This is a genomic window from Mucilaginibacter sp. P2_A5, from assembly GCF_056404995.1.
The window spans coordinates 130,567-148,881 of the sequence record NZ_JBFUCY010000012.1 but is presented as its reverse complement, the minus strand read 5'-3'; the positions used below and the strand labels follow the sequence as shown (position 1 = coordinate 148,881).

The 18,315-nt window shown below is 41.0% G+C and carries 16 protein-coding genes; 9 read left to right on the top strand and 7 right to left on the bottom strand.

All coding sequences use genetic code 11. From position 1 onward, the window contains the following. Nucleotides 1-21: 21 nt before the first annotated feature. Both AC1DXF_RS12495 and AC1DXF_RS12490 read right to left on the bottom strand, forming a co-directional pair. On the bottom strand, nucleotides 22-1,356 hold the full coding sequence (locus AC1DXF_RS12495) for a 3-keto-disaccharide hydrolase (RefSeq protein ID WP_477449041.1): 1,335 nt from the start codon (nucleotides 1,354-1,356) through the stop codon (nucleotides 22-24). Nucleotides 1,357-1,617: 261 nt separating this feature from the next. Continuing rightward, on the bottom strand, nucleotides 1,618-2,667 hold the full coding sequence (locus tag AC1DXF_RS12490; RefSeq protein ID WP_477449039.1) for a sensor histidine kinase: 1,050 nt from the start codon (nucleotides 2,665-2,667) through the stop codon (nucleotides 1,618-1,620). A gap of 231 nt (nucleotides 2,668-2,898) precedes the next feature. Between AC1DXF_RS12490 and AC1DXF_RS12485 the strand changes: the two genes are divergently transcribed. From AC1DXF_RS12485 to AC1DXF_RS12475, 3 genes are read left to right on the top strand one after another with little or no spacing between them, the layout of a single operon-like run. Further along, entirely contained in the window at nucleotides 2,899-3,111 is a 213-nt protein-coding gene (locus AC1DXF_RS12485; RefSeq protein WP_477449037.1) for a hypothetical protein, read from the top strand. Continuing rightward, nucleotides 3,105-4,004, top strand: coding sequence for an ABC transporter ATP-binding protein (locus tag AC1DXF_RS12480; RefSeq protein WP_477449035.1), 900 nt, complete (start codon nucleotides 3,105-3,107; stop codon nucleotides 4,002-4,004). The genes AC1DXF_RS12485 and AC1DXF_RS12480 overlap by 7 nt, the downstream gene beginning before the upstream one ends. A gap of 5 nt (nucleotides 4,005-4,009) precedes the next feature. Continuing rightward, on the top strand, nucleotides 4,010-4,807 hold the full coding sequence (locus tag AC1DXF_RS12475) for an ABC transporter permease (protein WP_477449033.1): 798 nt from the start codon (nucleotides 4,010-4,012) through the stop codon (nucleotides 4,805-4,807). 147 nt (nucleotides 4,808-4,954) lie between these two features. Here AC1DXF_RS12475 and AC1DXF_RS12470 read toward each other — a convergent pair whose 3' ends face one another. Continuing rightward, nucleotides 4,955-5,758, bottom strand: a complete 804-nt coding sequence (locus AC1DXF_RS12470; RefSeq protein ID WP_477449031.1) for an alpha/beta hydrolase — start codon at nucleotides 5,756-5,758, stop codon at nucleotides 4,955-4,957. 171 nt (nucleotides 5,759-5,929) lie between these two features. After that, a complete protein-coding gene (locus tag AC1DXF_RS12465; RefSeq protein WP_477449028.1) occupies nucleotides 5,930-7,243 on the bottom strand; it encodes an OmpA family protein in 1,314 nt (437 codons plus the stop codon). A 148-nt stretch (nucleotides 7,244-7,391) separates the two neighbouring features. Here AC1DXF_RS12465 and AC1DXF_RS12460 point away from each other — a divergent pair, with 148 nt between their 5' ends. Further along, nucleotides 7,392-8,681, top strand: a complete 1,290-nt coding sequence (locus tag AC1DXF_RS12460; protein WP_477449026.1) for an aminopeptidase P N-terminal domain-containing protein — start codon at nucleotides 7,392-7,394, stop codon at nucleotides 8,679-8,681. A 30-nt stretch (nucleotides 8,682-8,711) separates the two neighbouring features. On the opposite strand, the gene meaB is transcribed toward AC1DXF_RS12460, so the two are convergent. After that, complete coding sequence (gene meaB, locus AC1DXF_RS12455) at nucleotides 8,712-9,578, bottom strand: methylmalonyl Co-A mutase-associated GTPase MeaB (RefSeq protein WP_477449024.1); 867 nt, start codon at nucleotides 9,576-9,578, stop codon at nucleotides 8,712-8,714. 216 nt (nucleotides 9,579-9,794) lie between these two features. Here meaB and AC1DXF_RS12450 point away from each other — a divergent pair, with 216 nt between their 5' ends. From AC1DXF_RS12450 to AC1DXF_RS12440, 3 genes are all read left to right on the top strand, one after another. Further along, nucleotides 9,795-10,811, top strand: coding sequence for a glycosyltransferase family 9 protein (locus AC1DXF_RS12450; RefSeq protein ID WP_477449022.1), 1,017 nt, complete (start codon nucleotides 9,795-9,797; stop codon nucleotides 10,809-10,811). Nucleotides 10,812-10,863: 52 nt separating this feature from the next. Further along, the gene (locus tag AC1DXF_RS12445; protein WP_477449020.1) at nucleotides 10,864-11,865 is read left to right on the top strand and encodes a glycosyltransferase family 9 protein; all 1,002 of its coding nucleotides are present in this window, start codon (nucleotides 10,864-10,866) and stop codon (nucleotides 11,863-11,865) included. 100 nt (nucleotides 11,866-11,965) lie between these two features. Further along, the gene (locus tag AC1DXF_RS12440; protein WP_477449018.1) at nucleotides 11,966-13,807 is read left to right on the top strand and encodes an ABC transporter ATP-binding protein; all 1,842 of its coding nucleotides are present in this window, start codon (nucleotides 11,966-11,968) and stop codon (nucleotides 13,805-13,807) included. Here the strand turns inward: AC1DXF_RS12440 and AC1DXF_RS12435 are convergent. Next, entirely contained in the window at nucleotides 13,804-15,036 is a 1,233-nt protein-coding gene (locus AC1DXF_RS12435; protein ID WP_477449016.1) for a glycosyltransferase family 4 protein, read from the bottom strand. The genes AC1DXF_RS12440 and AC1DXF_RS12435 overlap by 4 nt on opposite strands. Before the next feature lie 258 nt (nucleotides 15,037-15,294). Here AC1DXF_RS12435 and AC1DXF_RS12430 point away from each other — a divergent pair, with 258 nt between their 5' ends. After that, nucleotides 15,295-16,104 carry a DUF5672 family protein gene (locus AC1DXF_RS12430; protein ID WP_477449014.1) on the top strand — a complete coding sequence of 270 codons (810 nt, stop codon included), beginning with the start codon at nucleotides 15,295-15,297 and terminating at the stop codon, nucleotides 16,102-16,104. Here the strand turns inward: AC1DXF_RS12430 and AC1DXF_RS12425 are convergent. Then, a complete protein-coding gene (locus tag AC1DXF_RS12425; protein ID WP_477449012.1) occupies nucleotides 16,092-16,997 on the bottom strand; it encodes a glycosyltransferase in 906 nt (301 codons plus the stop codon). The genes AC1DXF_RS12430 and AC1DXF_RS12425 overlap by 13 nt on opposite strands. A gap of 289 nt (nucleotides 16,998-17,286) precedes the next feature. Here AC1DXF_RS12425 and AC1DXF_RS12420 point away from each other — a divergent pair, with 289 nt between their 5' ends. Continuing rightward, on the top strand, nucleotides 17,287-18,312 hold the full coding sequence (locus AC1DXF_RS12420) for a hypothetical protein (RefSeq protein WP_477449010.1): 1,026 nt from the start codon (nucleotides 17,287-17,289) through the stop codon (nucleotides 18,310-18,312). Nucleotides 18,313-18,315 lie beyond the last annotated feature (3 nt).

Sequence of the window (18,315 nt, the reverse complement as noted above, 5' to 3'; positions counted from 1 at the left end):
TAAAATCCGTGTCAATTCGTGTTACAATGGCGTTAACTCCACCGACTTGTAAAATAATTCGGCACCTTCCGATTGTAATAATATGCGGCCTTCCGTTACCGAGCCGGTACCCCAATTTACCAGGTACCCGTTTACATAATGCTCAATTTGGTTGCCGTTGCAAATAATCTCCAGGGTATTCCATTCGCCGCGTGGCTTTTCAAAATTCTCTGTACGGAAAATATGCTTCTGGTCCCAGGCTACTTCCCATTTATTGGGAGAATCTACATTGGTATGTTTTACGCACCAAAAATCGCCGCAATCCTGTTCCTGTACCTGGAACTCTATTGATTTTGGCCAAACTGTATCTTTTTCCATCAACGCAAAATGGTAAAGGATACCTGCATCCCTTTTACCTGTTTGGCGGGGGAAGTATTGCTTGACGCCCCATTTAAATACCACTTTAAGGTAATAATTGGAGTACGATTTGAGCGTACTCATATAGCCAAAATATTTGCCCATTACATGCACCGCACCATTTTCGACTATGAAATTATTATGGATATCGTTGTTTTTGCCCAGCGTATCTAAAAACGTATACCAGCCTGTTTTATCCCGGCCATTAAAAAGCTTTTGAACGTTGATCTCCCTGATCCAGACATTACGGAACGATACCGGGAACTCATGTTCCTGTAACAATAAGGGCAGCGCAAAATTGTGTTTGGTATATTTAGGCTGGCCAACATGCGCTACTGTGCCTTTTATCGCCACATGGTTTTGCACCAGTACGCCGTTGTGTAAAACAGTAATGTACGCCGGTGTTTTAAGCGAGCTATCTAAATTAAAGCGCGGGGCGGTGTATATGATATCGTACTTTTGCCACTCGCCGGGCTTAAGGGAAGCGTTTACCAAAGGCACATGCTGTTTATAAACAGCGCCCGCCTGCCCATTGGAGTAGGTGCGGTTTTTGTAACTGTCAAGTATCTGCAACTCGTACCGGCTTTGCATAATAACGCCGCTGTTGCCGCGTTCCTGGCCTTCACCTTTTACAATGGCCGGCGTGCGCCATTCAATGTGCAACTGGCAATCGGCAAAATTTCGTTTAGTGATAATAGATCCACTGCCGGGTTTCACAGTCAGGATACCGTCTTTAATTGTCCAGCCGGGCGGCATACCTTTTTGGTTGGTCCACTCGTTCAGGTTTTTACCATCAAACAAAATAATGGCGTCTGATGGCGCTTTATTGCTCACGCCCGGTTGTACAACCGTTGGTTCGGGGTCCCACACTTCGGTTAGCTTTGGATCGGATTGCGCCCATGCGTTGTACCTGCATATGGCTACCAACAAGGTAAGTAAAATGGCTTTTAACTGGTTCATGGTTTGGTTATTATCTTATATCAGGTAGATGAAGGTTCAACAAAACACATCCAACTTCCCTGTCATCCTGAGTAAGTTTTATTTGCGCACAAATGATCGCATTGCAAATGACACTTTTTTACAATTGATAATCAGCTAGTTACAAATGTGTCAATGGCAGGTACGAAGGATCTGTCAGCTGTGTATGGCCGATAGAAAAGTTCGCAAATAGATGCTTCGTTCCTCAGCATGACAGGGGGAGCTTTATATTCTAAATAGGTTTTATAAAATTATCGATAATTCACAAGTATAGGTATCTTCTGTATCCCTGATATTTAAAGTATATTTTTCGGGGTACAGCAGGTTAAGCCGCCTTTGCACATTGGTTAAGCCTATGCCGCCAATAGCATCGCGATTGTGGGTATGCTTTTTATTTTGGATGTAAAAATGCAGCTTGCATTCTTCAACGTTAATGAGCAGTTTAATGGGTGTCATCACGTCATTGGCTACGCCGTGTTTAAATGCGTTTTCGATGAATGCTATCAGCAACAGCGGTACAATTTGCTGGTTGGTTACATCGCCCATCACCTTAAAATCAATAAAAGCCTTGTTACCAAAGCGGATCTTTTGCAGATCGATGTAGTTGTGCAGGTATTGCAGCTCCTTACTCAAATCAACCCGGTTATCATTACACTCGTACAGCATGTAACGCATAATTTCGGATAGTTTCAGGATGGCCTCGGGTGTGGTTTCGGATTTTTGATACGCCAGTGAGTAAATACTGTTTAAGGAATTGAATAAAAAATGCGGGTTTATCTGCGATTTTAAAAAGGCCAGCTCAGCGCTCAGGCGTTGGTTTTCCAGGTCGCGCTGAATGCGCTCATTCAGGAACCAATCTGTTGTGAATTTAAGTACCGTGCTTAAAAAAATGAAGATGAGGCTGGTAAAAACAGTATTAAAAAAGTAAGTGGCAAAGCTTACCTGCTGCCCCTTGTTGTGTATCAATATCACATCTTTAAACAACAGGCCTACGCCATATTTAATAACCCCAAAAACGATAATAGTTATTAAAGCTATACAGGCATAAGCCCAATATCGTTTTTTATCCAGAAAGCGAGGGATGTAAACCAAAAAGTTAATGTAAAACAAACCGATGTTAATAACCGGGAACACCAGGAATATAACCACCAATTGCCTTGGGGTAATATGATCATTCATCCTGACCAGGAAAATGAACAGGGAGATTATCCCCACCCAAAATATTAAGTGCCAGAAAATATGCCATGCCGTTTTAACGCGCGTTTGATTATTTGATAAAATTGTATCCTGCATGTTTTATAGCCTTAAATGCAAAGGTTTAATTTGATGTAATTTAGTATTTTGATTGTTATACGGGCGTTTATTTATATATAGTAATTTAATTTGTCGATGAACTGGCTTTTACAATCGATGAACTGGTTAAAATGTTAAAAACGGCGTTCATCTATAAACTCCGTGTGTTGGTCTAATACTTTTTAGCGGGTGGAAAAATAAGTATTTCTTTGTTCTATCAAATCACTCGCAATGAAAACGCTTATCAAAAATTCTAATCCTTTTATCATGTTGTTGATACCTGTAATGTTTGCACTTGTTTTAGGTGTAAGCTACCAGTTTGAACAAAAAAGGGAATCGGCAGCAATGGGTACCTCATCGGTGCATGCTACCTCATTGTTTTATAAAGGTATCAGCCTTGTTAAAACAGTTTGCTCGGTTGCCAAAAGCAACAATATATGGTAATTAGTACCGAAGGGGTATCCTTCAACTTCGGCAACCAACAGGTGGTTAAATCACTGGCGCTGCAGGTACCCGAAGGAAGCATATATGGTTTTCTTGGCCCAAATGGCGCCGGGAAAACCACTACCATTAAACTCCTGTTAAACCTGCTCAAAATCCAAAGCGGCAGCATTCACATATTTGAACAGGATATTCAACAACACCGCACCCAAATTTTATCGCAAATAGGTTCGCTTATTGAGCAGCCTGCCATATACCAGCACCTTACCGGGAGCGAAAATTTATTGAACAGGGCCTTATTATTGCAGGTGCCTGTTAAACGCGTTGATGAAATGCTGGCCCTGGTGCAGCTTACCAGCGCGGCCCACAAAAAAGCCGGGCAATACTCTTTAGGTATGAAACAGCGCCTGGGAATTGCCCTTGCCTTGCTTGCCGATCCCAAACTTTTAATTTTAGACGAACCTACCAACGGCCTTGACCCTAACGGCATTATCGAAGTACGCGAATTGCTGATTAAGCTTGTTAGCCAATATAAAAAAACAGTATTTATATCCAGCCATTTATTGGCCGAGGTTGAACGTATGGCTACCCACGTAGGCATTATTAATCATGGCGAACTATTGTTTCAGGGCAGCATAGCCGAGTTGCATGCCCTGAGCCAGCCGCTGGTGTACATTGAAACTGATAATACCGTTGACGCCGCCAACCTGCTTACCCGCAACGGCTATACCGTTACCGATGTTACCGACAACTACCTGTATGTGCCATACGTCAGCAAGCAAAAAACTGCCGAAATTAATGCCCTGTTACACAGTAACGGCTACGCCATATTCAGCATAGGCAAACAGCAAAAAGACCTGGAACGCCTGTTTTTAGATATTACTCAAAAAGCCTGAACCATATGCAAGGATTTATACTATCGTTCCGGTCGGAATTTTACAAAAGCCGCAAAACGTTGGGTTTTTGGGCTTCTATCATATTGCCGCTGTTTATTTGTACCTTACTTTTTGTAGGATTTTACCTTAAGGCCGAAAAACTTACGGGCACGCCTCCCTTGATGCTATGGTTGCAATTTGCCGGCGCCATATTGGGGGTAATGGGTTCATTGCTGCTGCCCATGTTTATTATTTTTATTGCCTACTCGGTAAATAGTATTGAGCACAAGGCCGATACCTGGAAAAGCCTGTTCAGTTTGCCAATTTCGCGGTGGGCGGTATACGGCGCCAAATATACTTATGCGGTATTCCTGGTTTTTTTAACGCTTGCGCTGTTTGTGCTGTTCACTATAGGTTTTGGTGATTTATTAAGTATTATAAAACCCGAACTAAGGTTTGATAATTACCATATGGAGAAAGAGCTGGCGCAAATATATTTCAAATTGTTTTTATCCTCGCTGGGTATTTTATCCATCCAGTTCCTGCTCAGTTTACTCTGGGCCGATTTTTTAAAGCCAATGGGCATTGGCTTTGTATGTACTATAACGGGGGTTATCCTTGCCTCAAAAAACTGGGAGTATTGCTATCTCTTCCCTTACTCGCATCCCATGGAGGCCATAACCACGATGATGCACCGTGGCGAGGGGGCACCAAAAGGCATTCAGATAGATGTATTTACAAAAGATGTTTTTGTAAGCATGTCGGTTGCCGCTGTTGTATTTATTGCCGGGTATTTTATTGTGCAAAAGAAAAGCGTTAAGTAAAGACACGATTTACAGGATTTTGCAGGATTGACAGGATTTTTTCTTAATATTTTTTTTGTGGCAGGCTTATCTGCTTCTTTTGCCGCGAAAGTTGGGTATGTAAGTTTGTAAATATTTATATAGGCGCGGTTGAAGCGTCTTTTCAATTTACAATATCTTTTTCAACGAATCGAGGTAATCGCCGTTTTCATCGATGCCATTATGTTGCTGGCCTTTCAGGATGATCAGTTTGTCGCCGGGTTTAAAATACTTTTTTAATCTGATAGACGAGGTATGGTCTATTAATTCATCGGCATCACCATGAAATATAGTTATTGGTGCCGTCGCGTGTTGAATATATTTATAAGTATTAAACTGGTATTTTAATATAAAAGAAGGTAAAAAAGGGTAAAGAGTTTTCGCCTCATCGGCCAGGCTATAATAAGGAGCAAGCAGGACGAGCCTTCGCGGGTGGTTTTGCGATGCCAGCCAGGCTGCGGGCCCGCTACCAATAGAGTAGCCTAATATGACAATTTGGTTTTCGGGGTATAATGTTTTGACATGTTGATATGCCATTTTTACAGCGTCAAAAAGTTGCTGTTGCGATTTGATATGACCAGTACTTTTACCATATCCCGGATAATCGGGCATAAATACATCATAGCCTAACTTATTGTAATGGAATACTACCGTATGCCAGCTATCAATTGTGCCGCCATTGCCATGCAAGTAAAAAATAAGTCCCTTTGGTTTTTGTGTTGTGAATAAAATGCCGTTTAATGTATCGCCATCTGCGGTTTTTATATTGTACTCTTTATATGCGGCCTGAAAATTATACTGATATCCAATAGGATACCGAATTCCCCGGAAGATAAGATCATCCTGCGAAAAATAAAAGAAACAACAAATGGCCAGGTAAATACCCGTAAAAATGCCGATAAGCCAAAGTGTTACTTTTAAAATGATGTTCATGATTTGCTTAAAGATACCAGTTCCTGTTAAATACTGCGATTCAATGAAAGGGAAATTACACACCTAATGCGTTTCTGAAATCCTGTCAATCCTGCAAAATCCTTAAATTGTGTTAAACAAAGAAAGCCCCGGGGTTATCCGGGGCTTTCGCAAATAATGTTTAATTAAAAATTATTTTTGTTTGAACTGAACACGACGGTTTAGTACACGACCTTCTTCGGTTGAGTTATCAGCAATTGGCATAGTTTCGCCATAGCCTTTAATTTTTACTTTTTTAGCATCAACACCTGAGTTAACTAAGTAAGTTTTTACCGAGTTAGCGCGATCTTTTGATAAAGAAAGGTTGTGAGCGGCAGTACCTTCAGATGAAGCAAAGCCATCAACTTCAACACCTTTACCAGAAGCACGCAGATCAGCAGAAGTAGCATCTAACACAGGGTAAGATGAAGTACGCAATACCGAGCTGTCAAATTCAAACTGGATGTTTGAGTAAGCAACGCCAACTGGAGGAGTTACTGTTGTATCAGCAGTTTTAGGGAATACGATAACGCAACCAGAACCGTCAACTACGCTGCCTGCAGCAGTACCTGGGCATTTGTCAAACTGATCGGCAACACCGTCACCGTCTGAATCTTTTTTCAGGTCGTTAACAGCAGTTTCAACATTGGTTACACGGCCTTTTAAAGCTTCAACTTCCTGGCGTAAAGCTGCATCGTATAATTCATCATACATTTGAGCAACCGGGTTTACCCACTCTAAGTTCTGTTTTGTTTTTGGACCGAAAGTGTACTCTAAACCACCATAGGTGTAAGAGTAATGGCTAAACTGCGGATAGGTATGAATACCACCAAAGTTGTAACCTTGAACAAAGCTAACAGTGTAACCTAAATTTAAGGCTACCGCGTCAGACAGTTTGAACTTTACACCAACGCCAACCGGAGCAAATAATTCTTTAACTGTTTTATCGCCAAAAGGTAGAGTGTGAACAACGCCATCATCGGATGTGTTTTCTTTAATTTTGTACATGTCTAAACCTAAACCTGCAGAGCCATAAAAGTTAACACTGTTTTTGCGATGCAGGAAGCTAACGCTTGCAATGTTAAATACCGCGCTAAGCGCACCCGAATTGAACGAGGTTTTGTAATCAGTGTAACCAAACTTCGGTTTGCCGTCCTCGTCTTTACCGTGTACTTTACCACCCAAATAGTCTAATTGTAAGCTAAAGGTGTGCGACAATTGCTGCCTTAACGAAACACCGTAACCCAAATCAACTGCAAATTTGTTAGTGGTGTTAATTGTAAATGGCACTAATCCATCAGTTATACCAACGCTAACGCCGATACTAAGTGTGTTGTACTGTCCGATACCGCCAAATACCTTGGCAGTTCCTGTTTTTGTGGAATCGGTTTGGGCGCTAACCATACCCGCAACCAGCAAAGAAGCAAACGACAGTGCTGCTGTTTTCTTTAATGTAGAATAATTCATAGTTTTTAAGATTAAACGATTTTAATTGTGATTTTTTTCAAATTTAGTAATTATGTTTGAAACGATGACCAAACATTGTTCCAAAAATTGTAATAGTTACACAAATAAGTAAAAAAAAATGATTTATTAAAATAATCAAGAGTTAAATATGAAATATTTGGAAATTTTAAATTCTTTATTTACAAATAATAGAAAAAATTTCGTTTCGAGAACAAAGCCGGGCTCCCTGGCCATTTTCCACTCCAATGATGAGTTTCCGGTGAGTGGCGACCAGGTTTTTGGTTTTAAACAAAATCCCGACTTTTTTTACCTCACCGGTATCGACCAGGAGCAAAGCATATTGCTGCTATACCCCGATTGTCCTAATAAGGCATACAAAGAAGTACTTTTTTTAAGACAAACCAACCAACACATTGCTATTTGGGAAGGGCACAAGTATACAAAAGAGGAAGCAAGACATGTTTCGGGTATACAAAGTGTTCACTGGCTGCATGAGTACGATACAATTTTGCATAGCATCATTAACTACGCCGAGCAAATTTATATTAACACAAACGAAAATGACAGGTATGCCCATACCGTACCTTACCGGGATATGCGGATGTACGAAGCATTAAAACTTAAATACCCTTTGCATAAATACCAACGATCTGCATTGATATTAAGGGATTTGAGGGTTGTTAAATCGGAGATGGAAATTGATCTGATCCAAAAGGCATGTAACATTACCAATGATGCTTTTGTGCGGGTACTTAAATTTATTAAACCCGGCGTTGCCGAATATGAGATAGAGGCCGAGATAATACACGAATTTTTAAGGCAACGCGCTACAGGCCATGCTTATAGCCCCATCATTGCATCTGGCAAAAATGCCAACGTGCTGCATTATATTGATAACAACCAGGTTTGCAACGATGGCGATGTGATCCTGTTTGATTTTGCCGCCCAGTATGCCAATTACAATGCCGATATGAGCCGGTCGGTACCCGTTAACGGTAAGTTTACCCAACGGCAACGTGCCGTTTATGACGCCGTTTTACGGGTGATGCGCGAGGCAACCAGCATGATTGTGGCCGGTACAGTATTAAATGATTACCAGGATGAGGTTGGCAAAATAATGACCAGTGAACTGATAGGCCTTGGCTTACTTGATAAACATGATGTTGAAAAGCAGGATGCCAATGCCCCGTTATACAAAAAATATTTTATGCACGGCACATCGCACCACCTGGGCTTGGATGTACATGATTTTGCCAGCAGGTATAAACAATTTGAGGTTGGTAATATACTAACCTGCGAGCCAGGTATTTATATACCCGAAGAAGGCCTGGGTATACGAATTGAGAATAATATTTTAATTACCGAAAAGGGTAATCGCGATCTGATGGCGAATATCCCTGTTGAGGCAGAGCATATTGAGGAGATCATGAATAGTTAATTAAAATATGAGCAAAGGCTATCCCAAAAACTATAAATAAGAATCAACAAAACTATAAAGGTTAAAATCTTGGTGATTTAAAGCTTCAGTAACATCCTGCTGAAGCTTTTTTTTATCTATATGCTGTGTTAATTTGTGTGCTAACAGCTTGTACGCCTTTTCGGTAAGCAGCAACTGGCGGCGTGGATTTTTTATTTGCGCTGGTGTTTTTATAAACGCGGCAACTTCGGCAATGCCTGTACCCTGCGATGCAATGGTTTTAAATACCGGCGGCTGCCCGTCTTTTTTTTGCCCTATAATCTTCTTTAGGTTATTGGCAAATACATCTGCATCGGCCCTGTCGGCTTTGTTAACGATGAAGGCATCGGCAATTTCCATCAGCCCCGATTTAATGTGCTGCACTTCATCGCCGCCCTCGGGAACCAGTACTACAAGGGTAACATCAGCCAATCCGCTTATCTCAATTTCCGACTGGCCAACACCAACGGTTTCTATCAGCACGTAATCAAATCCGGCGGCACGCAGTACATCCATCATTTCGATGGTTTTGGCCGATAAACCGCCTAACGAACCGCGGGTAGCCAGCGAGCGGATAAAAACATCGGGATGGTTAAAGTGCGAAGACATCCGGATCCTATCGCCCAGCAAGGATCCAAAATTAAACGGCGAAGTCGGATCAATGGCCAAAACAGCTATTTTGCTGCCATCTTTTAAAAGCAGGTCTATTAAAACATTTACGAGGGTGCTTTTGCCGGCACCGGGCGGGCCGGTTATGCCAATTACAGGTGCAGGTGTATTAAACGTAAGGCCTTTTAAAAGTTCCTGGCTTCCGGGCAAGTTGTTTTCAACAATGGTTAGTGCACGGGCAACCTGCTTAAAGTCGATGTTATTCGTCATTCCGGGTTCATTAAAAACAGCGGCCACATTCATATTTGTAAATGCAAATGACGAAAATTATCATCACATAAGGCAATTTAATCTTTATTATTGCACCTGTATGGCCGGTGTTAAGTTGTTAGTAAGTCATCAGATGTAAGTTCGTAAGTTAAAGGAGATCAAATGCGGCTTTCAACAATGTTTTTCAATTAAATACCCTATTCAACATTTGTAACAATGCCCCAGCCCAGCAAATCAAAAGTACAGCATATATTAATCAGCCGGACGGATGCTATTGGCGACGTGGTGCTTACCCTGCCCATGGCCGCCTATATTAAAGAGTTGATACCGGGGACGGTTATTTCGTTTTTAGGGCGCACTTATACCCAGCCGGTAATAAATACCTGCGCTGCGGTTGATATTTTTATTAACTACGACGAAATAAAAAAACTACCCAAGGCGGATCAGGTTAGCTATTTAAAAGAAAAAAAAATAGACGTAATTATTCACGTGTTTCCCAATAAGCACGTGGCCGAAATTGCAAGGGCAGCCGGCATTAAAGTGCGCGTAGGTACCACAAACCGCGTTTTTCATTGGTTTACGTGTAATAAGCTGGTAAAACTAAGCCGTAAAAAATCAGATCTGCATGAGGCGCAGCTCAATCTCATCTTATTAAAACCATTGGGCCTGGCAGCTGTACCATCGTTGCAGGATATTATTGAGCATATCAGTTTTGAAAGCAGGACTCCGCTCCCTGCCGACTTAGCTGATAAACTATCCGGCGATAAATTTAACCTCATCATCCACCCAAAATCGCATGGCAGTGGTATGGAATGGGGGCTTGATAATTACGCAGGGCTTATTGATATATTACCATCGGATATATATAATATTATAATAACCGGATCTGATAAAGAAAGACTGTTGTTGGCCGATTGGATAAAAACGCTGCCAGTTACTGTAGTTGATATGACCGGGAAAATGACCCTGCCACAACTCATCAGTTTTATAAGTAATGCAGACGGACTAATAGCGTCGGGTACCGGGCCTTTACATATAGCGGCTATGGAGGGAATAAATACCCTTGGTTTGTTCCCCTCGGTAAGGCCTATTCATCCCGGGCGCTGGGCGCCATTGGGTAAAAAGGCAGGGTTTATGGAAAGCGGGACAGACAATCTGCTGCCACTGGCGGTAAACCTGGTAACAGAAAAAATAACCGGCTGGCTGCGATACCAGATAAACGACGGCCTTTAAAGCCAATTATTGTACTTTTACCCAATTCATAACGCATAAAAATTAAAAGTTAATGGCCCTGATAGATAACAAACAGATAAAGCATATTTTAATAAACAGGATTGACGCCATGGGCGATGTGGTATTGCAACTGCCCACCTGTATTTATTTAAAACAGTTATATCCGGATGTTACCATTAGTATGTTGGGCCGTAGCTACACCAAACCTGTAGTTGATGCCTGCAAGGCAATTGATCTTTTTATTAATTATGACGAGATAGGCGCTTTATCAACAAGTGAGATAGCTGCTATTTTTAAAGAAAAAGGCATCGACGCCATAGTGCACGAGTTTCCGAAAAGGCATATTGCCGAAGCCGCCAAAAAAGCCGGTGTAAAACTAAGGATAGGTACCACAAGCCGTAATTATCATTTTTTTACCTGTAACCGGTTGATCAGGTTAAGCAGGGGCAAATCGGATTTACACGAAGCGCAGCAAAATATTTATTTGTGTAAACCACTTGGCGTTACCCACGTACCAACGCTTGGTACTATATCATACTATTATAAAGATAACTTTAAACCATCTATTGAATTACCTGCCCGGTTTAAAGATCTATTAATTAATGATAAGTTCAATTTAATCATCCATTCCAAATCAAACGGAAATGGCAGGGAGTGGGATATGGATAGGTTTACCGCCCTTATTAAGCTTTTACCTGCAGATAAGTTCCGCATTTTTATTACCGGATCTGAAAAGGAGCATGAGTTGTTTAAAACCTGGATACCGCAACTGCCGGCACATGTAATTGATTTAAGCGGCAAAGTGTCGCTTAACGAATTGATTGCTTTTATATATAACGCCGATGGCTTGCTTGCATCCGGCACCGGGCCGTTGCATGTTGCAGCCGCTTCGGGCATTCATACGCTGGGTTTATTCCCAATTTCCCGGTCAATAAACGCAACCCGCTGGGCCCCACTGGGCATTAAAGCCGAACATATTGAAAGCGACTCGGATACCTTGGATAGTATTTCTGTTGAGATGGTTTTTGACAGGATAAGCGATTGGGTAAAGTAGGCAGCAATAATTAAACGTTTATCTCCGTTTAAATTTACGCCAAAAAACTAAGTATTTGTAATAGCCGCTATTTAGTTAATTTTGCGGCTTAACTTTTTGAATGAAAACTTATTTCAGATTATTATCGTTTGCAAAACCTATCGAGAAATTTGCAATTCCCTATATTCTCTTCACGTTACTTTATGTAGTATTCAGTACATCGGTATTAGGCCTACTGGGACCTTTATTGAACACTTTATTCCATGTTGGCGCAAGCAAATGCGACCCAAAAACGGTTGCGGTTGCAACAAAAGATATCTCAGCGCTTGATATCTCCGGTTGGTTTAAGTACTACACCAATCATTTTATTACGTTGTACGGCGAGTGGGGCGCGCTTAAATTTGTGTGCGCGGTAATTGTAGTGGCTGTTTTTTTGGGTAATATATTCAGGTACTTGTCGCAGCGAATTATGGAAAGTTTGCGCATCCATACATTACTTAGGATTAGAAAAGCGGTGTTTGATAATGTGATGCGCCTGCATATGGGCTTTTTTAGCAATGAGCGTAAGGGCGATATCATGTCTAAAATAGCATCTGAGGTTCAGCAGGTACAGTTTTCGGTAACAGGCACTTTACAGGTTATTTTTAAAGAGCCGTTACTGTTAATAGGCTACCTGGTTTGGTTGTTTATTATATCTCCAAGGCTTACATTGATATCATTGTTAATTATCCCGGTAGCCGGTTTTTTAATTTCGCGCATTGTAAAAAAATTGCGGTCGCAAGCCATAGCAGCACAAAATTCTTATGCCAACATGATTAGCTATCTTGATGAAGCATTATCTGGCATCAAGATCATTAAAGCATTTAATGCTACCGATTTTATTATCAAACGCTTTGATGATGAGAATACGAATTATTCAAAAATCACCCGGTCGATGTCAAAGCGGCAGCAGCTGGCGTCACCGGTATCTGAAACGCTGTCGGTAACCATGATCTCGTTTGTTGTGCTTTATGGCGGCTATCTCATTTTTAATAAAAAATCAGACCTGGATGCCGGGCAGTTTATAGCCTATATTGCGCTTTTTTCGCAGCTGATGCGCCCGGCTAAAGCTATTGGCGATGCCTTTAGTAACATCCATTCGGGCCTGGTGGCCGGCGAAAGAATTTTGGCGCTCATTGATGAAAAACCCCTGATTCAGGATGCCCCTGACGCCATTGTTATAAACGAATTTAAAGAAAGTATCCGGCTGGAGAATGTATCTTTTGCGTACAAAGAGAAAGAGGTTTTAAAAAATATCACTTTAACCCTGCCAAAGGGTAAAACAATAGCTTTGGTTGGCCCCTCGGGCGGTGGTAAATCAACGTTGATGGATATGTTGCCAAGGTTTATTGAACCCATAAGTGGGGAAATATTGATTGACGACCACAATATTCAGGCTATTACAACTACCTCGCTGCGTAGTTTGATGGGTTTTGTTAACCAGGAATCAATATTGTTTAATGATACTATTTTTAACAATATTGCCTTTGGCAAACCCGATGTAACACAGGAGCAGGTAGAAGCAGCAGCGCGTATTGCTAATGCCCATAATTTTATTTTAGAAACAGATAACGGATACCAAACAAACACGGGCGACCGTGGCTCAAAATTATCCGGTGGCCAAAGGCAACGCATTTGTATTGCCCGCGCGGTATTAAGTAACCCACCTATTATGCTGCTTGATGAGGCTACATCGGCACTGGATACCGAATCGGAAAAGCTGGTACAGGAGGCATTGAATAACTTGATGCAAAACCGTACTTCGCTTATTATTGCACACCGCCTGAGTACTATACAAAACGCCGATTTAATTATTGTGCTGGATAATGGCCGGGTTGCCGAGCAGGGCACCCACCTGCAACTCATGAACCATAACGGTGTTTATCGCAGGCTGATTGATATGCAAACGTTTACGGCCGATTAACCGGCAACAAATTCAATGGCCTTATTAATTTTTTCAATCACAGCCTGCCAGCTATAATTTTCGGCCACGTATTTTTTTCCGTTTTGGCTTAGTTTCACCAAATCGGTGTTATTATTGAACACACTATCCATTGCCAATTTGAAGGTTTTAAAATCGCGATATAAAAAGCCCGCCTTGCTGCCAACGATGTGGTCTTTTAAAACCTCGCATTTTTCGTTGGCAATAACCGGCACTCCATAGGCCATACTTTCTAAGGTAACCAATGATAAACTCTCGTAAAAAGAAGGCATTGCAAGTATACGCGCTCTTCTTAACAGCGTTATTTTAACTTCCTCATCCACAAAACCAGTAGCAATAATATCAGGATGCCGTGGAATAGGCATAGGCCCTTCACCTACCATCACCAGCTTTATATCGTTTTTAGTGTTCTTTTTGTATTTTAAAAAGTGGTCTATCAATATCTGGCAACCCTTGCCCGCTTCAATCCTGCCAATGTAAATCACGTACTCATTGCCGGGATTTAAAACATTTTGCGTGTGTTGTAACTCCTGAGTATCAATACCAACCCCTACCACATCAGTATAAATATTTTCATTGCTAAACAAACGGTTCACAAAACGCATTTCGCTTAATGTATTATACAATATAGCCTTAGGCGTTTTAAAAAAGGACTTAAACAATGAAAAATATATGGCGGGTTCGTCATGCGCCGTAGGTATCAGTATCGATTTTTGTGGCGCCACTTTAATGCCATATATAGTTGGATAATACAGATAGGTGAAAAAAATAAGAGCATCATAACCGGCATGGGATTGTTGCAAATGATTGATAAGGCCTGGTATGTATGGCCCCTGGAGTTTAACCCAGTTTTCATTGTCCTGGTCGCTAACCACATATGGTATAATTTTTTCATACAAATTAAGCAAGCCAAAAAAACGCAGAACTTTTTGATACGGTTTTCTTCGCTTAAGAATTCTGCCTGCTTTTCTGAAAAGCTTTTCATCCCGGGTAATTGTTGATGGGAACCGGGTTACCTTTATTCCATCAACAATATGTTGCCCTTCCTGATATTCATTTGCCCAGGTCTGCGCGCTTTTAGCACAAGAAGTAAGTATTTCTACATCATAGATGTTTTTAAGTTTTTCTGCTAAAATCCGGCAGTGATGCTCTGCGCCACCATTAATTTCGATGCCATATCGCGAAATAATAAATGCTATCTTTTTTTTCAAAATGTATAATTTGGAGGAATAATTAAGCAATATTATTTTACATTAAATCGCAGACAGCAAAGCTATCAAATTATTAAGTTAAACATATTCCCTTATTAAATGGGATAGCTGAATTTTAAATAAAAGCAGGCAGCAATAGATTACTGTTTAAAAAATATAAATGGCTGGCCGTAAAAACAATGCAATCTTAAACAACAAGTCAATTGCTATGGCCAATAGCCGGGACCAGATCCTATTAACCTGGGCATGATAAACAAGATGGATAAAACAAAAAAAGTAGCGGTAATAATACCGGTTTATAAAAATGCAATAACTACTTTGGAAAAAGTGGCGTTTACACAAATACAAAATGTTCTGGCTAAGTATCCCCGTATTATTGTGAAACCGCAGTCGCTTACTTTATCCGGCGAAATAACAAACTTTGGTTCCTCTGGCGTACAAAGCTTTGACGATAGGTATTTTAAAGGGATTGAAGGTTATAATGCCCTCATGCTTGCCGATGAATTTTACGAACGGTTTTTAGATTACGAATTTATCCTAATTCACCAGTTGGATGCTTTTGTTTTTACCGACGAATTGAATTATTGGTGCGATCAGCTCTATGATTATATAGGGGCGCCCTGGATTCCTGCCGGCGATTATCCGGATGTTATTAAAGCCGTAAAATCAAAAATCCAGTTTTACTACCACGCACGTTATAATGTACAAAAAAATGGCTTGCCTTCACGTATGCAATACGAGTATAAAGTTGGGAATGGTGGCCTATCGCTGCGCCGGGTTAAAAAATTTCATGAGCTTAGCATAAGTATGCGGCACAAAATGGATATCTACCTTACCCGGCACGAGCACCAGTTTAACGAAGATATTTTCTGGAGCATTGAATTAAACCGGAAACAGAAACTGGTAAAGGTCCCATCCTGGAAAGCCGCGCTGAGATTTTCTATCGAGCAGCCCCCCGCAAAATGCATAGAGTTAAATAATAACCAGCTGCCCTTTGGCTGTCATGCCTGGGACCTGCACCTTGATTTTTGGCGGCCTATATTTGAAACCTTTGGCTACCAGATATAACTTGCCAACGAAGGTTTTGATTTAAGGTACTTTTTAATGATATAAAACTTCAGTTTAAAAAACAGCGCCGAGTCGAGCTGGAAAAACCGTTTGTTTTTCCAGAGCATCTTAAACGCGGTAGATATAGGGTAGTTAAACTTAATGAGTTCGTCGATGAAGTTTTTAAAGGTGCTTTTTTCGATAAGAAACACCTGCTCGTGGGTAAGGTTGCATACTTTTATAGGCAGGTGTTTATTCCATTTGTTGTGGAGCTTCAGGTTTTCCTGCATCCATTTATCGTCATATAGCCCTTCCGAAAAATGATCAAGCAGGATATCAAAAGTAACCGCAACTTTATACTTTTGGCTTACAGATAGTGAGAAATCTATATCATACCCATGAAAACCTTTAAGGGTAATCTCGTCAAACATTACTTCTTCGGCAATATTCCTGGTAGTGGCCATAAACACACCATCAACACATACAACTTCGGCCAGGCTTTGCTTATCCGGGTTGCTGTAAACGTGCGTCGACTTTTGTTTTTTGTATTTGTAAGATTGAATGAGGTTGTGATAGTGCGTATTTAGGCCAACACCACCCACTCCCGAAGGTGTTAGCGGTTTATAGCTACTGCCCGCTATGCCCACCAAGCCTAATTTGGGGTCTTGCTCAAATAAAGCCAATAGTTTTTGCCCCCAGTTGTTGGTTTTTATCAAAACATCCTCGTGCATAAAGCATAAAATATCATACTGGGCACGCATCATGCCCTTATTATATACCTCGCAGATGCCATGTTTGCCTTTGCTGTTATCGGTGGCAACTATTTCAAATGGAACGCCGATTGTGGCATTAATGTTTTCACTTACCTGTTGCAGGTTAGCTTTATTAACAGATGAAATAATAACTGATATCATTCAATAAAATATGTTTTTTCGGTAAAAAGTAGCTGTTAGTAATGTAACGAATAAAAACCGCATTTAATACAATTTTTATCGTGTTTAAATCAATTACGTGCATTTTTGTTAATGTGATACAGTTTCTACTAAAAAAAGTTTTTATTTTTTTTTATTCAGTATAAATCAAATACTGCATAGTATTTGTTGCTTTGTCGCAGATATATAAATTAAGCCGTATTGCAATAAGGCGGCTACCGACAATAAGGAGTATGCTGGATTTTAAATTGATAAAAACAACAAGCCTGTTTTGATAAAGGATTCAACCCAAATAAAATGCCGGCCGGCAACCAAAATTTATATTTTTTGCCCGGCAGGATACGCCACCGGCGGTCCAGAGGCCCTGCACCAATTGGGCGCAAAACTGAAACGCCTGGATTTTAATGCATTTATGTATTACTATTCAACCCCGGGTAGTGTGGATATTGTGCATAAAAATTATGAAAAATATAGTGTGCCTGTAGCGCAGGAAATTGAAAACGATTCCGGGAACATGATGATACTGCCCGAAACACACCTGCTACCGGTTTTTGATGATAACTATAAACAGGTACGCAAGGTTATCTGGTGGCTTAGTGTGGTTAACTATTACATAACTCAGGAAAATTTAACCCAAAGCCTTAAAGGCGAAAAACATTTTAAACTACGTAACTACCTTGGGCGTTTTCCAACGGCATCATTCGGCAGGCTTAAACGCCGCAAGGATGTGCAGCACATCAGCCATTCTTACTACTCGCAGGTGCACCTGGCCGAAAATGGCATAAAACCGGTTGGCCGGATATCCGACTACATGAACAGCGCTTTTTTTGATATGGTTGACGAAAGTACACCCAAAGAAAACCTGGTAATATACAACCCCATTAAAAACGACAGTTTTTTAGACAAGATTATGGAACTTACACCCACCATAAAATGGGTTGCTATCAAAGGCATGACACCCGCCCAAGTAGCGGCCCTCATGAATAGGGCCAAACTATACATCGATTTTGGCTTCCATCCCGGCAAAGAGCGCATGCCACGGGAAGCCTGTATTATGCGTTGCTGCATGATTATTGGTAAAACAGGCTCGGCGGCGTATCAGCAGGACATGCCTATCTCCGAACAATACAGGTTTGATAAAAGCCAGGATCAAATCCCGGCAATTATTGAACGCATTGGCCAGTGCCTTAATAACTACAAAACCCTGGTAACCGATTTTGCCCCTTATCGCGAAACGCTTTACCAGGAGGAGCAGCAATTTGAACAGGATATCCAAAAAGTATTTGTAAAGGGATAAATA

What these genes read in the sequence shown, in the direction of transcription:
- AC1DXF_RS12495 (WP_477449041.1), bottom strand. Translation starts at nt 1,356, where the DNA reads ATGAACCAGTTAAAAGCCATTTTACTTACCTTGTTGGTAGCCATATGC.
- AC1DXF_RS12490 (WP_477449039.1), bottom strand. Translation starts at nt 2,667, where the DNA reads ATGCAGGATACAATTTTATCAAATAATCAAACGCGCGTTAAAACGGCA.
- AC1DXF_RS12485 (WP_477449037.1), top strand. Translation starts at nt 2,899, where the DNA reads ATGAAAACGCTTATCAAAAATTCTAATCCTTTTATCATGTTGTTGATA.
- AC1DXF_RS12480 (WP_477449035.1), top strand. Translation starts at nt 3,105, where the DNA reads ATGGTAATTAGTACCGAAGGGGTATCCTTCAACTTCGGCAACCAACAG.
- AC1DXF_RS12475 (WP_477449033.1), top strand. Translation starts at nt 4,010, where the DNA reads ATGCAAGGATTTATACTATCGTTCCGGTCGGAATTTTACAAAAGCCGC.
- AC1DXF_RS12470 (WP_477449031.1), bottom strand. Translation starts at nt 5,758, where the DNA reads ATGAACATCATTTTAAAAGTAACACTTTGGCTTATCGGCATTTTTACG.
- AC1DXF_RS12465 (WP_477449028.1), bottom strand. Translation starts at nt 7,243, where the DNA reads ATGAATTATTCTACATTAAAGAAAACAGCAGCACTGTCGTTTGCTTCT.
- AC1DXF_RS12460 (WP_477449026.1), top strand. Translation starts at nt 7,392, where the DNA reads ATGAAATATTTGGAAATTTTAAATTCTTTATTTACAAATAATAGAAAA.
- meaB (WP_477449024.1), bottom strand. Translation starts at nt 9,578, where the DNA reads ATGACGAATAACATCGACTTTAAGCAGGTTGCCCGTGCACTAACCATT.
- AC1DXF_RS12450 (WP_477449022.1), top strand. Translation starts at nt 9,795, where the DNA reads ATGCCCCAGCCCAGCAAATCAAAAGTACAGCATATATTAATCAGCCGG.
- AC1DXF_RS12445 (WP_477449020.1), top strand. Translation starts at nt 10,864, where the DNA reads ATGGCCCTGATAGATAACAAACAGATAAAGCATATTTTAATAAACAGG.
- AC1DXF_RS12440 (WP_477449018.1), top strand. Translation starts at nt 11,966, where the DNA reads ATGAAAACTTATTTCAGATTATTATCGTTTGCAAAACCTATCGAGAAA.
- AC1DXF_RS12430 (WP_477449014.1), top strand. Translation starts at nt 15,295, where the DNA reads ATGGATAAAACAAAAAAAGTAGCGGTAATAATACCGGTTTATAAAAAT.
- AC1DXF_RS12425 (WP_477449012.1), bottom strand. Translation starts at nt 16,997, where the DNA reads ATGATATCAGTTATTATTTCATCTGTTAATAAAGCTAACCTGCAACAG.